Consider the following 13,970-nt stretch of genomic DNA (forward strand, 5'->3'; position numbering starts at 1 on the left):
ATTTGTATTAGCTATGCCACTATTGTTTCAACTGCAATTTACAAATTTATCGTTTTTCTGGCTTTTAGGATGCCTGGCTTTGGGTATAGCCTATGCTTTTGTCCTTTACGGATCATCCAATAACTTAAACAAATCATTAAAAAAACTTCTTTTTGGTCTCAGAGCTATAATTATCACACTGATAGCTTTTTTACTCTTTGCACCCCTTATAAAAACCATAGATCGTAGCGTAGAAAAACCTCTGATCCTTATAGCGCAGGATAATTCGTCTTCCATATTGATCTCAAAAACAGCTGATTTTAATCAGCAGCGATATATTGAACAGGTCAGGGAGCTTGAAAAGGACCTTTCATCCGATTATGAAGTAAGAACATTCAATTTTGATTCCAAGGTTAAAAATGGGCTGGATCTCAAGTTTGACGGACCTCTGACAGATATTTCATCCTTATTTAAATTGATTGATGATCAGTTTTCCAACCGAAATATTGGAGCTCTTATTCTTGGAACTGATGGTATTTATAACCGCGGTGCAAATCCTCAATATGAGAGTAAAAACCTGCGGGCACCAATTTATACCATCGCCCTTGGGGATACAATTGCAAAACGCGACCTTCTTATCGCGAATGTGAACTATAATGCGATAAGCTATCTGGATAATGACTTTCAGATAGAAATAAGCCTGGAGGCCTATCAGGCAAAGGGAAGTTCTTCTGTTTTGACAGTCTCTTCTTCTGCAGGGATTGTTTACTCAAAGCCGGTTTCTATAAATTCTGATGAATTCAGGCAAAGTATCATTCTGACCTTGCCTGCAGACCGTAAAGGCATCCAGCAATATTCAATCCGACTCGCACCGATCGCAAGAGAGTTGTCTACTGTAAATAATACTCAGACCATATTTGTGGAAGTTATCGATGGTAAACAAAAGATTTTGATCCTCGCTAATTCACCGCATCCCGATATTACGGCATTAAAACAGTCGGTAGAGACCAATAAAAACTATTCTGTTAAAGTTAAATTGGCCGCTGATCTGCTTAAAACGGATATTCAGGAGGCAGGTCTCATTATACTTCATCAGCTGCCTTCAGTAGGTAATAATGCACAGGATATCCTTCTTCAAAGTGCAGACAAGCCTCTTTTATATATTTTGGGATCACAGAGCAATATACCGGCTTTTGTATCCTCGCAATCTTTATTGGGAATTACCAGTTCAGGAGTCATGCAGGAGGCCACTGCAGTGCTAAAATCTGATTTTTATGCTTTTACTTTATCGGATCCCAATAAATTGAAGATCAGCAACTTCGGACCATTACTCAGCCCTTTTGGCAATTATGGATTAAAAGGACCCGGTAGTGTGTTGATCAGTCAGCAGATCGGAAAATTGCCCACAGAACGACCTTTACTGGTATTTGGCGAAGATAATCAGCGCAGGATTGGGGTTTTGACAGGGGAGGGCTTGTGGAAGTGGCGACTAGAAGATTTCCAGGAGAACGCCAATCATGATGCCACTAATGAATTGATTCAAAAAACCGTTCAATACCTTTCAACCAGAGAGGATAAGAGAAAGTTTCGGGTTTATACATCTAAAAATGCTTTTGATGAGAATGAGCAGGTGGTGCTCAATGCTGAGCTTTATAATGATGCATTTGAGTTGGTTAATACTCCCGATGTGAATATCTCGATGAAAAGTAAGTCGGGGAAAGCATTTTCCTTTATTTTTTCCAGGACCTCCAATTCCTATCTGCTCAATGCGGGAATACTGCCGGCAGGAGAATACAGCTATACAGCAAAAACGGAACTCGGAAAGGCCTCTTATCAGGTTGAAGGACAATTTATTGTATCAGAACAGCAGACTGAGTTTAAACGAAGCCTTGCCAATCATCAGTTATTATTTGCCATGGCTGAACAGAATGGCGGTAAAATGCTGTTCCCTGATCAATTGAAAGACCTTCCCGGCATGATCAGAGCTAATGAAACTGTTAAAACAGTATCCTATGAAGACCGGAAATACGAGGAGCTCATCAATATTAAATTTATATTTTTTCTGATAGTTGCTTTACTTAGCCTCGAATGGTTCTCAAGAAAGCGAAATGGTGAGGTCTGATAAAAAAACATGATGATGGAAAATAATAAAACACTGTCCGTATTTAATAAAGTAAGGAATCTGACCATTGAAGGAAAGCTGATCTGGAAAGAGGAGGCTGATGTGAATACATTCTTTGCATCCGTTGGTGATTATAAGATCTACATCGGTAAAAGTGTCGGGACGATCAGTTTTGAGCTTTTTAATCATTTATACGAAAAAATTGGAATGCTCGAATATGGAGGTTACTCTACTGATACAGAAGGGCTTGATGTTTTTTATGAGCAGATCAGAAGAAATGTTCAAAGTACTGATGACGGTCTTGATGACCTATTGGATCAGTTGGATAGCATTGATTAAACTCCCTGTTATTTTTTGCTTAATCTCCCGAAATTCTCTTTTTACCGTTCGTTCATCGGAAGGTACCGCAGGCTAATATAAATTCTCGCCAATACACTTCCCGTTTATATTTATTAAGTGATTCTTAAATATAATTCAATGGGAACGAAAATTACGCTAATACTTCCGGTATTGCTTATGCAATACATTTCAAATCTGGCCTATTACCACATAGATGTGGTACAAGTTTTTGTGGATGGTTATAATTCTATTCTGAATTAATTACCAAAATATGGCTCTGTCGGTTCTAAATAACGAAAGTCTTGCTTCCTTATCTTTATCTCACAAGTTTAGATCCGGAAAATTTAGCAGTATTATCTATGTTCTGGCTATTCTGGCTACATTTTCAGCTTTACTTTTATTGCCTTTTATATCTGTCCAAATAAGTGTTAAAAGCCCCGGAATTATTCAATCTTCTATCGAAAAAACAGAGCTCTTTACATCTGTGAGTGGACGTGTTATAGACGTTCGCATGAAAGACAATCAGCAGATCTTACGTGGTGATACTGTCCTTATTCTGGATTCATCTGTACCCGGACAAAAATCTGATCTGTTAGGAGGACGTAAAAGACAACTTGAAGATTTCCTGGCTGATATTGAAAAACTACTATTGGTTTCAGATAAAACAGAGGAGCAGGGAGCGGAGCCCCTTTTTAAATCGACCCAATATTTTACAGTATGGCGGCATTTTTCACAGGAAGTACTTGAAATCCGGAATGTCAAAGATCAGGCTGAAAAAATATTCAGCCGTTACAAAATATTATATCAAAATAATGCGATCACACTTTCTGAATATGAAAAATTCAGTTTTGATTATGATCAGGCAAATTCAAATCACTCACTTTTAATAAAGCGTTACAAATCGCAATGGGAGCAGGATGCTGTTGCCTATCGGAATGAATTGAGAGAAATTGCCGGAACTGAATTAGAGATCACTGATCAAAAGTCGCTATATGTAATTAAAGCGCCTGTTGATGGCTCACTTCAAGATTTACAAGGTCTACAGGAAGGTAGCTATGTATTTGCAAATCAAAGGCTTGCAGAGATTTCGCCTGATACCAAATTGACAGCCTTTTGCTATGTTAAGCCATCAGATATAGGTCTTATTACTGAAGGGCAGTCGGTTAGTTTTCAGGTAGATGCTTTTAATTATAACCAATGGGGGATGATTTCAGGAAAGGTGCTGGATATTTCTGATGATATCATACTTTCTGATGGTGGAGTACCTGTATTTAAAGTAAAATGCAGTCTTGATTCTGGTCATCTGAGGTCTGGTGCGGATAAAAAGGGTTATGTCCGGAAGGGTATGGGATTCACGGCCCGGTTTATTGTTGCTGAAAGAACTTTGATCCAGTTATTGTATGATAATGTGGACGACTGGCTGAATCCTAATTTAACAAATCGGGGGAGCCTGCAATGAACATCAAGGTAAAACAACGCGACATAACAGATTGCGGTGCTGCATGCCTGGCCTCTGTAGCCAGACATTATCGCCTTGATGTTCCTGTTTCCCGTATCAGGCAGTTTGCAGGTACAGACAAGGATGGAACTAACGTAGCCGGTATGATTGAGGCAGCAAAGAAACTAGGATTAGATGCGAAAGGAGTTAAAGGTCCATTTGAGAGCCTCGCAAAGATACCCCTGCCTGCGATTGCACATGTGGTGATCAGGAATGTTTTGCATCACTATGTTGTTATTTACAAGGTTGGAAAGAACAAGATTTTGTTAATGGATCCAGCTGATGGTGAAATGCACTCTAAGTCAAATGACAATTTTAAGAATGAATGGACTGGTGTATTACTGCTCTTGATGCCATCCGATAATTTTGTTCCGGGGAATAAAGAAACGGGCTTGTCGGATCGCCTCCTGAGTTTATTGAAGCCGCATAGACCAATTCTTATCCAGGCATTATTCGGGGCGGTTATTTACACCATACTTGGACTTTCAACCTCGATTTTTGTGCAGAAGATCGTCGATTTTGTGCTTGTTGACGGAAACAGAAACCTGCTTAACCTGATGAGCATCGGCATGATCCTCATTCTGTTATTTCAGGTATTTATAGGTACTGCAAAAAGTGTATTTATTATTCGTGCAGGTCAGATGATCGATGCCCGTCTGATACTTGGCTATTATAAGCATCTCCTGAAATTACCACAGCAGTTTTTTGATACCATGCGGGTGGGGGAAATAACATCGAGGATCAGTGATGCGGTTAAAATACGGGTTTTCATCAATGATGTATCCATTAATCTTGCTGTAAACCTCTTTATGCTTGTTTTTGCATTTGTTTTGATGTTTACCTATTACTGGAAACTGGCAGTTTTTATGCTGCTGCTGATCCCGCTTTATTCAATCATCTATATCATCACCAATGCATTGAATAAGAAGGTGCAAAGAAAATTGATGGAGGAAAGTGCTGATTTGGAATCTCAGCTTGTGGAGAGTCTGAATTCTATCGGGACAATCAAGCGCTTTGGATTGGAAGAACATGCAAATCAGAAAACTGAAATTAAATTCCTGAATCTTTTATCAACTATTTATAAATCAAGCCTGAACTCTTTATTTTCCGGCACTTCAACAGAGTTAGTTTCTCATTTGTTCACTATTATTCTTCTATGGCTTGGTGCAGGCCTGGTGCTTGATAAGCAGATCAGTCCGGGAGAATTACTTTCTTTTTATACCCTGATAGGATATTTTACAGGGCCGGTTTCATCCTTCGTTGGGATGAATAAAGTAATTCAGGATGCGATAATTGCATCAGACAGGCTTTTTGAGATCATGGATATGGAGAGGGAGAGTGAAGAGAATAAAGTAGAGCTTCCTAAGACAGGGCTGGGAGATATCCGCTTTGTGAATGTATCTTTTCGTTATGGCTCAAGAGGAAGTATTTTTGATAATTTGAATTTGGAGATTCCTTATCAAAAAATGACAGGGATCGTGGGTGAGAGCGGATCCGGAAAATCATCCCTAATGTCTATACTTCAGAATATCTACCCTGTTCAGTCGGGTAATACCTTTATCGGAGATTATTCCATAAAATATATCAGTAATCATTCTCTTCGTGAGATCGTAGGCGTTGTGCCTCAGAAGATTGACCTCTTTGCCGCCAATGTGATAGAAAATATTGCTGTTGGGGTTGAAGATCCAGACATGAAGAAAATTATCAGTATTTGTGCCAGGCTGGGAATGATTGGGTTTATAGAAAACTTACCCCAGGGGTTTGCAACGCAAATAGGAGAGAATGGCTCCAACTTGTCGGGCGGACAGAAACAAAGGCTTGCAATAGCAAGGGCGCTGTACAGAGATCCTGAAATTTTGATACTGGATGAGGCAAGTTCATCACTTGATCCGGTTTCTGAGAAATATGTTCAGGATGCGATCAATCATTTATTATCCGAAGATAAGACGGTTATCGTCATTTCGCATCGTATGAGTACCATTCAAAACGCAGGAAAGATCATTGTAATGAGGGAGGGCAAAGTGGTGGAAGAGGGTAATCATGCCGAACTAATTGGCATGCAGGGAGAATATCATCAGCTATGGCAGCGTCAATTACCAATGGAATATCAGGTACCAATCAATGTTTAACAAAACCGATAAGGATGAAGTTATTAGAGCAAATTGAGCGTATTAACCGACTGCATGAAATGATCAAATACCGTCGTACCGGGACACCTCAGCAGCTGGCAAAGAGGTTGAACCTTTCTACCTCTATGATCTATAAACTGATGGATGAACTTAGGCTGAGAGAGGTTCCGGTAGAATATTCCAGACAAATGGGTACCTATTATTATAGCAGGGGTTTTCAAATGAAGATCTCAATTGATTTCAAATTGCTGGCTGAAGATGAGACAAGGGATTTTGCCGGTGGAAGTTATTTATTTGGATTTTCACAAATAAAATCAAAAATATTTTCTCTGCTATAGTTTTTTTATAGTGAAGAAAAGTTAATTTATATATCGCGATAAATGCTGTACAGCAGAAGGCAGAAACCGAAAAGCCTGAAAAGAGTAGGTAAAATAATAATTGAATGAAGATGAAAAGTTTTGAAGTATTTTCTTTGACTTTAAACGAATTAGCCATAAATGAGTTTCTCCAACCTGGAGGTGCTGATTGGCGGGAGCTAATCTCTATTCAGGCTAATTTGCGCTGGAGTTGATAAAACAAATGCAAATATATTAGAACTGGCACTGTAAGTTCAGGCAATATTGCAGATTTCGAAATTGTTTATTATTCAATTGAAATCTTAAAATCATGGATTTGAAACAATTAAATTTAGTTGAGCTTGATTCTAAAGAATTAATCCTTTGTGAAGGAGGGAATTGGCTTAAAACGACTATTTGGGGAACTTTAATTTACGAGGCTGCATCGAATTGGGAGGCAATTAAGGCAGGTGTCGTTGATGGTTGGAATGGAACTTATAACAATAAATATTAAAATCAATAATTATGAAACTAGAAGAATTAACAACAGACGAGTTGATGAATATTGAAGGTGGAGGCCTTGGGAACTTTTTTTATGATGTGTGTTATGCGACTGTAAGGACATTTCGGTTTGCATCAGATCTTTCAGATTCTTTAAAGGATAATCCAAATTATGGTAATCCTATGTTATATAAATAAAGTTTTAAAATTAGCAGACTATTTAAGGTAGTCTGCTAAATAATTGAATTATGATCAAGCTGGAAAATAAAAAAATTATACAATACTTTATTCTGCTACTTCTGTTACAAATATTGAATGGCTATATATTCAATTATCTTAACAAGAATTTCTTTTATTTTGAAAGTCCATTTTTTGAGGAAATCCCTGCGAAAGAAATATTTTTTTTAGTGGTATTAATTGCTCCTATAATTGAAACTTTGATCTTTCAATTTCTCCTCTTTAGTTTATTGAATCAAATGAGAATAAAAAACACATTAATTATTGTCCTTCTCATGTCTTTTTCTTTTTCACTAGCGCATTGGTATCATTGGCTTTATGTGGTTGCTACTTTTGTAAATGGATTCTTTCTCAATTATTTTTATGTATACATCAACAAGTATCGAAATGAACTTGTTGCGGTTTTGTTAACAATTGCTTTGCATGCATCCTATAATTTATATGGTTTCTTATTTGTTCAATAGTGGCTTTGAAAAATTTTCTTTTTCACTATTCCTGCGGTGGCAATTACTACGCTGTTTGTTCTGAATTTAACTATGAAGCAATTTCTTCTAAGAAATTTTCATTGAAATGATGAATAGTAAAGGCAGAGGAGATTCGATTATTGAAAGGTTTTGCCTGGTACTAATTGATTGTTTCAGACAGTTCTAAAATTTATTATGGAAAAGAAAAATAACAAATTCAATTGGAAACACCTTGTTGGGTTCATTGCCGTGTTCATTATTGTTTATGCTCTGCTTGAATATTTGCCTGATATTTTAAGGAGTTTCATTGAGCAGGGATTTAATAAATAAGGCGGGGAGATTTTATACTTTAATTCCCAAAGATTGAACTCTTCTCTTCCTTCTTTGCCTCTTCCTGTATGATCACGAATACGTCTTCGTTCTCTTTCTTCATCAGGTATTTTTCGCGGGCGAATTTTTCGAGTTTGCTTTGATTGGTGGTCAGCTCATTCAGATCTTTTACTGCCTTGGCTGATTCAAAGGTATAGAATTCTTTTTCGGCTTCCAGTTTATTCAGCTGGGTACGGTATTCGTATTGCGACATCAGATCATTACGGTCGAAAAATAACATCCAGGTTAGAAATGCAACACCTGCAATCAAATATTTATTTCGGATCAGATCTAATATTCTAGTCATCAGTACAAATATAAAACAAAAACATCCTAAGATTAATATTCTTAGGATGTTTTGCTAATGGGTATTACTAACTTATTAACACCCGCTTATTTAATGTATTTAAAACTCTTACCAAGAAAGCGTGCATTACTGCCTAATTCTTCCTCAATACGAAGTAACTGATTGTATTTTGCGATCCTGTCTGAACGTGATGCAGAACCGGTTTTGATCTGTCCGCAGTTTAATGCTACAGCAAGGTCAGCAATGGTAAAATCTTCTGTTTCTCCGGAACGGTGGCTCATTACTGAGGTATAACCATTGTTCTGAGCTAATGAAACCGCATTGATCGTTTCTGTAAGTGTACCGATCTGGTTTACTTTTACAAGAATTGAATTGGCAGTATCACTGTCAATTCCTTGTTGTAATCTCTTCACATTTGTAACAAACAGATCATCACCAACTAATTGAACTTTAGATCCGATTTTGTCTGTTAATAATTTCCAGCCATCCCAGTCATCTTCAGCCATTCCATCTTCAATTGAAATGATCGGGTATTTCTCAGCTAATTGAGCAAGATATTCAGCTTGTTCAGCACTTGTTCTGATCGCACCTTTTTCACCTTCAAATTTGGTGTAATCGTATTTGCCATCTTTGTAAAATTCTGATGCTGCACAGTCAAAGGCCAGGAAAATATCTTTTCCGGCTGTATATCCAGCTTTTTCAATTGCAAGCAGAATTGTCTCAACTCCGTCTTCAGTTCCTTCAAATTTAGGAGCAAAACCACCTTCATCACCTACAGCAGTAGAAAGACCTCTGTCATGCAGGATCTTTTTCAAGGTATGGAACACTTCTGTTCCCCAGCGAAGGGCTTCAGAAAAAGAGGAAGCACCAGCAGGCATGATCATGAATTCCTGAAACGCGATCGGAGCATCAGAGTGAGAACCTCCGTTTACAATGTTCATCATTGGAATTGGTAAAGTGTTAGCATTAACACCACCAATATAACGGTATAGAGGTTGACGACTTTCCTGAGCAGCAGCTTTAGCAACCGCTAAAGAAACACCAAGAATAGCATTGGCTCCCAGATTACCTTTGTTTTCAGTACCATCTATCTCAATAAGTAATTGATCTATGCTGTTTTGTGAAAACACATCAATTCCTACAAGTTCCTGAGCGATTTTTTCATTAACATTGGCTACAGCCTTTAAAACGCCTTTTCCCAGATAAACAGATTTATCGCCATCGCGAAGCTCAACAGCTTCATGAATTCCTGTGGAGGCACCTGATGGTACTGCAGCACGGCCGATAATGCCGTTTTCTGTAACTACATCAACTTCTATTGTTGGATTTCCACGGGAATCCAGAATTTGTCTTGCGTGTACGTCGAGAATTAAACTCATATTATTTTTTTGTTCTGATTGAAAATATATTTTATATGTAAGTGTACAAAATACACTATTTAATTAAGCATGGCTACAAAATCATCGAAAAGATATCTCGAATCATGAGGACCCGGAGATGATTCCGGGTGATACTGTACTGAAAATGCTTTCTTGCCTTTTACTCTTATACCTTCGATCGACTGATCATTCAGGTTAATATGTGTGATCTCTACCTTATCTGAATTGCGTACATCATCAGGAACCACTCCAAATCCGTGGTTTTGTGAGGTCACTTCACAATGATTGATGATCACGTTCTTCACAGGATGATTTAATCCCCTGTGGCCGTTAAACATTTTCATAGTGCGGATATCATTGGCAAGTGCCAGTAACTGATGTCCAAGACAAATTCCAAATAATGGCTTTCCTGAAGCAAGTACTGCTTTTACTGTTTCAATGGCATAGGGCATTGCAGATGGATCACCCGGGCCGTTTGAAATGAAATATCCATCAGGATTCCAATTTTCCATTTCGGCAAATGTTGTTTTAGCTGGAAATACTTTGGAGAAAACCCCTCTGCTATCGAAATTTCTAAGGATATTTTTCTTTACCCCAAGATCCAGAACAGCAACCCGTTTGGCTGCATCCTTATTTCCGTACTCATATGCTTCTTTGGTTGATACTTTGGATGATAACTCCAATCCGTCCATAGAAGGTACTGCTGCCAGCTTTAGCTTCAACTCCTCAATATCTAATATTTCAGATGAAATAATAGCGTTCATAGCTCCTTTATCACGGATATGTCTTACCAATGATCGGGTATCTACATCCGAAATACCTACAATATGCTCATCCTGGAAATAATCCTGAATAGAGGTGTCGGCTTGTTTCCGGCTGTAGGTAATATTGAAATTTTTACAAACCAGACCAGCAATTTTGATATTATCTGATTCTACCTCGTCTTTGTGAATTCCATAATTTCCAATATGTGAATTGGTTGTCACCATGATCTGTCCGAAATAAGAAGGGTCTGTAAAGATCTCCTGGTATCCGGTCATACCTGTATTGAAACAAATTTCACCAGTTGTGGTTCCAATTTTTCCTGCCGCTTTTCCATGGTAAATTGTTCCATCTTCCAAAAGCAGAACAGCAGGTAATTTGATGTAAGTATTCATTTATTAAAAATTGAAAAGATATTTAAAATCGATTGAAGAGCAATGATTTCGGAAGATTTTCCGCAGTGTAGAGGGAAGTTTTTTACTTCATATTTCACGTCGTCAAAATTAGGTATTTATTACTAAAACTGAAAGTTTTGATCAATGAATTATCAAATTGTTTTTCATATATCATTTAGGAATATTTTGAGTGTGTATTGTTTCTATTAATCCTAACTTTGATTTTCATTAAAACCCTGCCACATGTCTGTACATAAAGAGGTAAAACGGATCACTACTAATACGATCCAGGAAATGAAGCAAAAGGGCGAAAAGATCGCCATGCTGACTTCTTATGATTACTCAATGGCTACCATCGTTGACGAAGGTGGTATTGATGTCATTCTGGTCGGCGACTCAGCCTCAAATGTGATGGCGGGTCATGAAACAACCCTCCCGATCACTTTGGACCAGATGATCTATCATGCTGCATCGGTAGTCAGGGCAGTAAAGCGGGCTCTTGTTGTGGTTGATCTTCCTTTCGGTTCTTATCAGGGAAATTCTAAAGAAGCCTTGAATTCAGCAATCAGGATCATGAAGGAATCGGGCGCTCATGCTGTCAAACTGGAAGGCGGATTAGAAATACGTGAATCTGTAGAGAGGATCATCACTGCCGGAATTCCGGTAATGGGACATTTGGGATTAACTCCTCAGTCAATCTATAAATTTGGCACCTATACCGTCCGGGCAAAGGAAGAGGCCGAAGCAGAAAAACTTAAACAAGATATACTAGTGCTTCAGGAAGCAGGATGTTTTTCTGTCGTTCTGGAAAAAATACCTGCAAAACTTGCAAAAGAGGTTACCGATAGCGTTAAAATTCCAACTATTGGAATCGGAGCGGGGCAGCACTGCGACGGACAGGTTCTTGTGATCAATGATATGATCGGTTTGACAAAAGGATTCAAACCACGGTTTTTGAGACAATATCTGAACCTTTTTGAGGAGATCAACGGCGCTGTCCAGTCATATGTGAAAGATGTGAAAGCCGGTGGCTTTCCAAATGAAAAGGAACAATATTAAGAATCGATAATTAATGGCTGCTCCTGAATATAAAAAGGCAAAATTCCCTGTTCTTTCACCCGATATTACCGATAAGGATATTCTGTTTGAAGACAATCACCTGATCGCTGTGAACAAGCGGGCAGGAGATATTGTGCAGGTTGATGATACAGGTGATGAATCGCTGGATGAAAAAGTGAAACGATATATTGCCAAAAAGTATAATAAACCTAACGGTGCATTTTTGGGTGTTGTTCATCGTCTCGACCGACCGGTGAGCGGTGTTATTTTATTCGCTAAAACAAGCAAGGCGCTTGACCGTATCAATAAGATGTTCAAAAGCCGTGATATGCATAAGACCTATTGGGCGGTAGTTCGTAACCGCCCTGCAGTTGAGGCAGGAACCTTGGTGCACTGGCTTGTAAAAAATCCTCAGAAAAATGTCACTAAAGCTTATGATAAGGAGGTCCCGGGAAGCCAGCGTGCAGAATTGCATTATAAACTTTTGGGAGAGCTTGGGGGCTATTACCTGATTGAAGTTGACCCGATCACCGGTCGTCCCCATCAGATTCGTGTTCAATTATCAACACTTAATTGCCCGATCGTGGGTGACAATAAATACGGATATCCTCGTGGAAGCCTCAAAAAGAGTATTTGTCTGCATGCCCGCAGACTTCAATTTATGCATCCCGTTAAGCTGGAGCCTGTCAATATTTTTGCCCCTCTGCCACAGGACGGATTCTGGGAGCGCTTTGAAGTTTTTGGATGATCTTACTGATCAAATGATGTGTTTAGCGTTATATCTTCCCAGGCTTTAAGTTCCTCTTCAACCATTTTATATTTCTCACGAATTGCATCCAGAGCGGGTTTTCCCAAAACAAGACGTAATGGAGGGTTTTCGCTGTTCACAACTTTCAGCATCGCTTTTGCGCCTTTAACAGGATCGCCGGGCTGCTTTCCGCTATTGCTCTGAAGTAAATTAAGGCGGTCGCCGGAACTGGCTTTGTAATCATCAATACTTTTCTTTGCCCTTACGGATGATGCGCCTGCCCAATCGGTTCTGAATGGACCCGGTTCAATCAATGTTAAATGAATATTTAAAGGCTTAATTTCTGCTGAAAGTGCCTCGCTCATGCCTTCGAGAGCGAATTTGCTTGCATTGTATAATCCTGTTCCTGAATAAGCGCGAATTCCTGACATGGATGAAATCTGAAGGATATGACCTGAACGCTGCTTACGCATAATGGGTAATACCGCTTGTGTGAGTGCCAGAACAGAAAAGAAATTAGTTTCCATCTGTTGCCTTGCCTCCTCCATACTTAGTTCCTCAATTGCCCCGAATAATCCATAGCCTGCATTATTTACAAGTACATCCAGGCGACCTTGATGTTCAAGTATATCAGTGAGCACAGTGGCAATATTCTGATGCTGATTGACATCGAGGATGACTCCAAAAGTTTTGCCGGGGACGAGTTCATTGAATGCTTCTAACTGTTCATTTTTTCTGAGCGTTCCATAAACGATATCTCCGTTCTGTGCAGCTTCCAGTGCAAGCGCTCTTCCTAAACCTCCGGATACCCCGGTAATAAGCCAAATTCGGGTTGAATTATTCATGTTGCAATTTACTTATTTTTCAATTATCTGCTATCAGTTGTCAGTTATCTGTTATCTGATGTCTGAGGTCAGATGTCAGAAGTAATCCTGCTGATTTCAAATTAGCACTTCCTAATCTTTGTTCTTTTATCGGAGGTAGTATGAGGTCTGATGTATGAGGTCAGAAAAAATGCTGCTGATTTCACATTAGCGCTTCATTGTCCCGATTCCTGGTTCTTGGCTCCTGGTTCCTTACTAAAACATCAGTTGTCTGTTATCAGTTGTCTGTTATCAGGAAAAAGGCAGTAAATTTCAAATTAGCAATCATTATCCTGGTTCTTGACTCTTGGCTCTTGGTTCCATTCTGTTGTCAGTTGTCTGTTATCTGTTATCAGGAAAAAGGCAGTAAATTTCAAATTAGCAATCATTTGTACTTCCCTAATTAGAGTTGACCGGTTTCTAATAGTTTTTCATTGTTAAAAATAGTAAACCTTGGCTTAGAAAAAAGTTTATTATTAAACCA

16 protein-coding genes are annotated in these 13,970 nt (G+C 38.7%); 12 read left to right on the top strand and 4 right to left on the bottom strand.

Annotation, left to right across the window (positions count from 1 at the left end; genetic code table 11):
- Nucleotides 1-13: 13 nt before the first annotated feature.
- The 10 genes from BLR27_RS10690 (at nt 14) to BLR27_RS18815 (ending at nt 7,934) form a co-directional block, all read left to right on the top strand.
- On the top strand, nt 14-2,101 hold the full coding sequence (locus BLR27_RS10690) for a hypothetical protein (protein WP_090704698.1): 2,088 nt from the start codon (nt 14-16) through the stop codon (nt 2,099-2,101).
- A gap of 15 nt (nt 2,102-2,116) precedes the next feature.
- On the top strand, nt 2,117-2,440 hold the full coding sequence (locus tag BLR27_RS10695; protein WP_143007731.1) for a hypothetical protein: 324 nt from the start codon (nt 2,117-2,119) through the stop codon (nt 2,438-2,440).
- A gap of 138 nt (nt 2,441-2,578) precedes the next feature.
- Nucleotides 2,579-2,701, top strand: a complete 123-nt coding sequence (locus BLR27_RS18810) for a hypothetical protein (protein ID WP_262485654.1) — start codon at nt 2,579-2,581, stop codon at nt 2,699-2,701.
- A gap of 10 nt (nt 2,702-2,711) precedes the next feature.
- On the top strand, nt 2,712-3,899 hold the full coding sequence (locus BLR27_RS10700) for an HlyD family secretion protein (RefSeq protein WP_090704703.1): 1,188 nt from the start codon (nt 2,712-2,714) through the stop codon (nt 3,897-3,899).
- Nucleotides 3,896-6,067, top strand: a complete 2,172-nt coding sequence (locus BLR27_RS10705; RefSeq protein WP_090704705.1) for a peptidase domain-containing ABC transporter — start codon at nt 3,896-3,898, stop codon at nt 6,065-6,067. Before BLR27_RS10700 ends, BLR27_RS10705 begins: the two co-directional genes overlap by 4 nt.
- 14 nt (nt 6,068-6,081) lie before the next feature.
- Nucleotides 6,082-6,405, top strand: coding sequence for an HTH domain-containing protein (locus tag BLR27_RS10710; RefSeq protein WP_090704708.1), 324 nt, complete (start codon nt 6,082-6,084; stop codon nt 6,403-6,405).
- 328 nt (nt 6,406-6,733) lie between these two features.
- A complete protein-coding gene (locus BLR27_RS10715; RefSeq protein ID WP_090704711.1) occupies nt 6,734-6,916 on the top strand; it encodes a hypothetical protein in 183 nt (60 codons plus the stop codon).
- Between the two features lie 11 nt (nt 6,917-6,927).
- The gene (locus tag BLR27_RS18410) at nt 6,928-7,101 is read left to right on the top strand and encodes a bacteriocin (RefSeq protein ID WP_143007733.1); all 174 of its coding nucleotides are present in this window, start codon (nt 6,928-6,930) and stop codon (nt 7,099-7,101) included.
- 50 nt (nt 7,102-7,151) lie between these two features.
- A complete protein-coding gene (locus BLR27_RS10720) occupies nt 7,152-7,604 on the top strand; it encodes a CPBP family intramembrane glutamic endopeptidase (protein WP_090704713.1) in 453 nt (150 codons plus the stop codon).
- A 195-nt stretch (nt 7,605-7,799) separates the two neighbouring features.
- A complete protein-coding gene (locus tag BLR27_RS18815; RefSeq protein WP_262485655.1) occupies nt 7,800-7,934 on the top strand; it encodes a hypothetical protein in 135 nt (44 codons plus the stop codon).
- A 19-nt stretch (nt 7,935-7,953) separates the two neighbouring features.
- Here BLR27_RS18815 and BLR27_RS10725 read toward each other — a convergent pair whose 3' ends face one another.
- The 3 genes from BLR27_RS10725 to carA all read right to left on the bottom strand — a co-directional run bounded on the left by BLR27_RS10725 (nt 7,954) and on the right by carA (nt 10,816).
- Nucleotides 7,954-8,280 (bottom strand): FtsB family cell division protein, encoded by a 327-nt coding sequence (locus BLR27_RS10725; protein ID WP_090704715.1) that lies wholly within the window; start codon nt 8,278-8,280, stop codon nt 7,954-7,956.
- A gap of 86 nt (nt 8,281-8,366) precedes the next feature.
- On the bottom strand, nt 8,367-9,659 hold the full coding sequence (gene eno / locus BLR27_RS10730) for a phosphopyruvate hydratase (protein WP_090704717.1): 1,293 nt from the start codon (nt 9,657-9,659) through the stop codon (nt 8,367-8,369).
- A gap of 59 nt (nt 9,660-9,718) precedes the next feature.
- Nucleotides 9,719-10,816: a glutamine-hydrolyzing carbamoyl-phosphate synthase small subunit gene (carA, locus tag BLR27_RS10735; RefSeq protein ID WP_090704720.1), complete on the bottom strand. Its 1,098-nt coding sequence runs from the start codon at nt 10,814-10,816 to the stop codon at nt 9,719-9,721.
- A gap of 243 nt (nt 10,817-11,059) precedes the next feature.
- On the opposite strand from carA, the gene panB reads away from it, so the two are divergent.
- Nucleotides 11,060-11,875, top strand: a complete 816-nt coding sequence (panB, locus tag BLR27_RS10740; protein ID WP_090704722.1) for a 3-methyl-2-oxobutanoate hydroxymethyltransferase — start codon at nt 11,060-11,062, stop codon at nt 11,873-11,875.
- A gap of 13 nt (nt 11,876-11,888) precedes the next feature.
- Entirely contained in the window at nt 11,889-12,623 is a 735-nt protein-coding gene (locus BLR27_RS10745) for an RluA family pseudouridine synthase (RefSeq protein ID WP_090704725.1), read from the top strand.
- Nucleotides 12,624-12,625: 2 nt separating this feature from the next.
- Here the strand turns inward: BLR27_RS10745 and BLR27_RS10750 are convergent, their stop codons facing one another.
- Nucleotides 12,626-13,468: an oxidoreductase gene (locus tag BLR27_RS10750; protein WP_090704728.1), complete on the bottom strand. Its 843-nt coding sequence runs from the start codon at nt 13,466-13,468 to the stop codon at nt 12,626-12,628.
- Between the last annotated feature and the right edge of the window lie 502 nt (nt 13,469-13,970).

It is taken from the genome of Daejeonella rubra, from assembly GCF_900103545.1.
GTDB classification, from domain to species: Bacteria; Bacteroidota; Bacteroidia; order Sphingobacteriales; family Sphingobacteriaceae; genus Daejeonella; species Daejeonella rubra.

Coding starts and splice junctions, on each gene's coding strand:
- BLR27_RS10745 (WP_090704725.1), top strand. CDS start 11,889: ATGGCTGCTCCTGAATATAAAAAGGCAAAATTCCCTGTTCTTTCACCC.
- panB (WP_090704722.1), top strand. CDS start 11,060: ATGTCTGTACATAAAGAGGTAAAACGGATCACTACTAATACGATCCAG.
- BLR27_RS10720 (WP_090704713.1), top strand. CDS start 7,152: ATGATCAAGCTGGAAAATAAAAAAATTATACAATACTTTATTCTGCTA.
- BLR27_RS18410 (WP_143007733.1), top strand. CDS start 6,928: ATGAAACTAGAAGAATTAACAACAGACGAGTTGATGAATATTGAAGGT.
- BLR27_RS10710 (WP_090704708.1), top strand. CDS start 6,082: ATGAAGTTATTAGAGCAAATTGAGCGTATTAACCGACTGCATGAAATG.
- BLR27_RS18810 (WP_262485654.1), top strand. CDS start 2,579: ATGGGAACGAAAATTACGCTAATACTTCCGGTATTGCTTATGCAATAC.
- BLR27_RS10725 (WP_090704715.1), bottom strand. CDS start 8,280: ATGACTAGAATATTAGATCTGATCCGAAATAAATATTTGATTGCAGGT.
- BLR27_RS10700 (WP_090704703.1), top strand. CDS start 2,712: ATGGCTCTGTCGGTTCTAAATAACGAAAGTCTTGCTTCCTTATCTTTA.
- carA (WP_090704720.1), bottom strand. CDS start 10,816: ATGAATACTTACATCAAATTACCTGCTGTTCTGCTTTTGGAAGATGGA.
- BLR27_RS10715 (WP_090704711.1), top strand. CDS start 6,734: ATGGATTTGAAACAATTAAATTTAGTTGAGCTTGATTCTAAAGAATTA.
- BLR27_RS10750 (WP_090704728.1), bottom strand. CDS start 13,468: ATGAATAATTCAACCCGAATTTGGCTTATTACCGGGGTATCCGGAGGT.
- BLR27_RS10690 (WP_090704698.1), top strand. CDS start 14: ATGCCACTATTGTTTCAACTGCAATTTACAAATTTATCGTTTTTCTGG.
- BLR27_RS10695 (WP_143007731.1), top strand. CDS start 2,117: ATGGAAAATAATAAAACACTGTCCGTATTTAATAAAGTAAGGAATCTG.
- BLR27_RS18815 (WP_262485655.1), top strand. CDS start 7,800: ATGGAAAAGAAAAATAACAAATTCAATTGGAAACACCTTGTTGGGTTC.
- BLR27_RS10705 (WP_090704705.1), top strand. CDS start 3,896: ATGAACATCAAGGTAAAACAACGCGACATAACAGATTGCGGTGCTGCA.
- eno (WP_090704717.1), bottom strand. CDS start 9,659: ATGAGTTTAATTCTCGACGTACACGCAAGACAAATTCTGGATTCCCGT.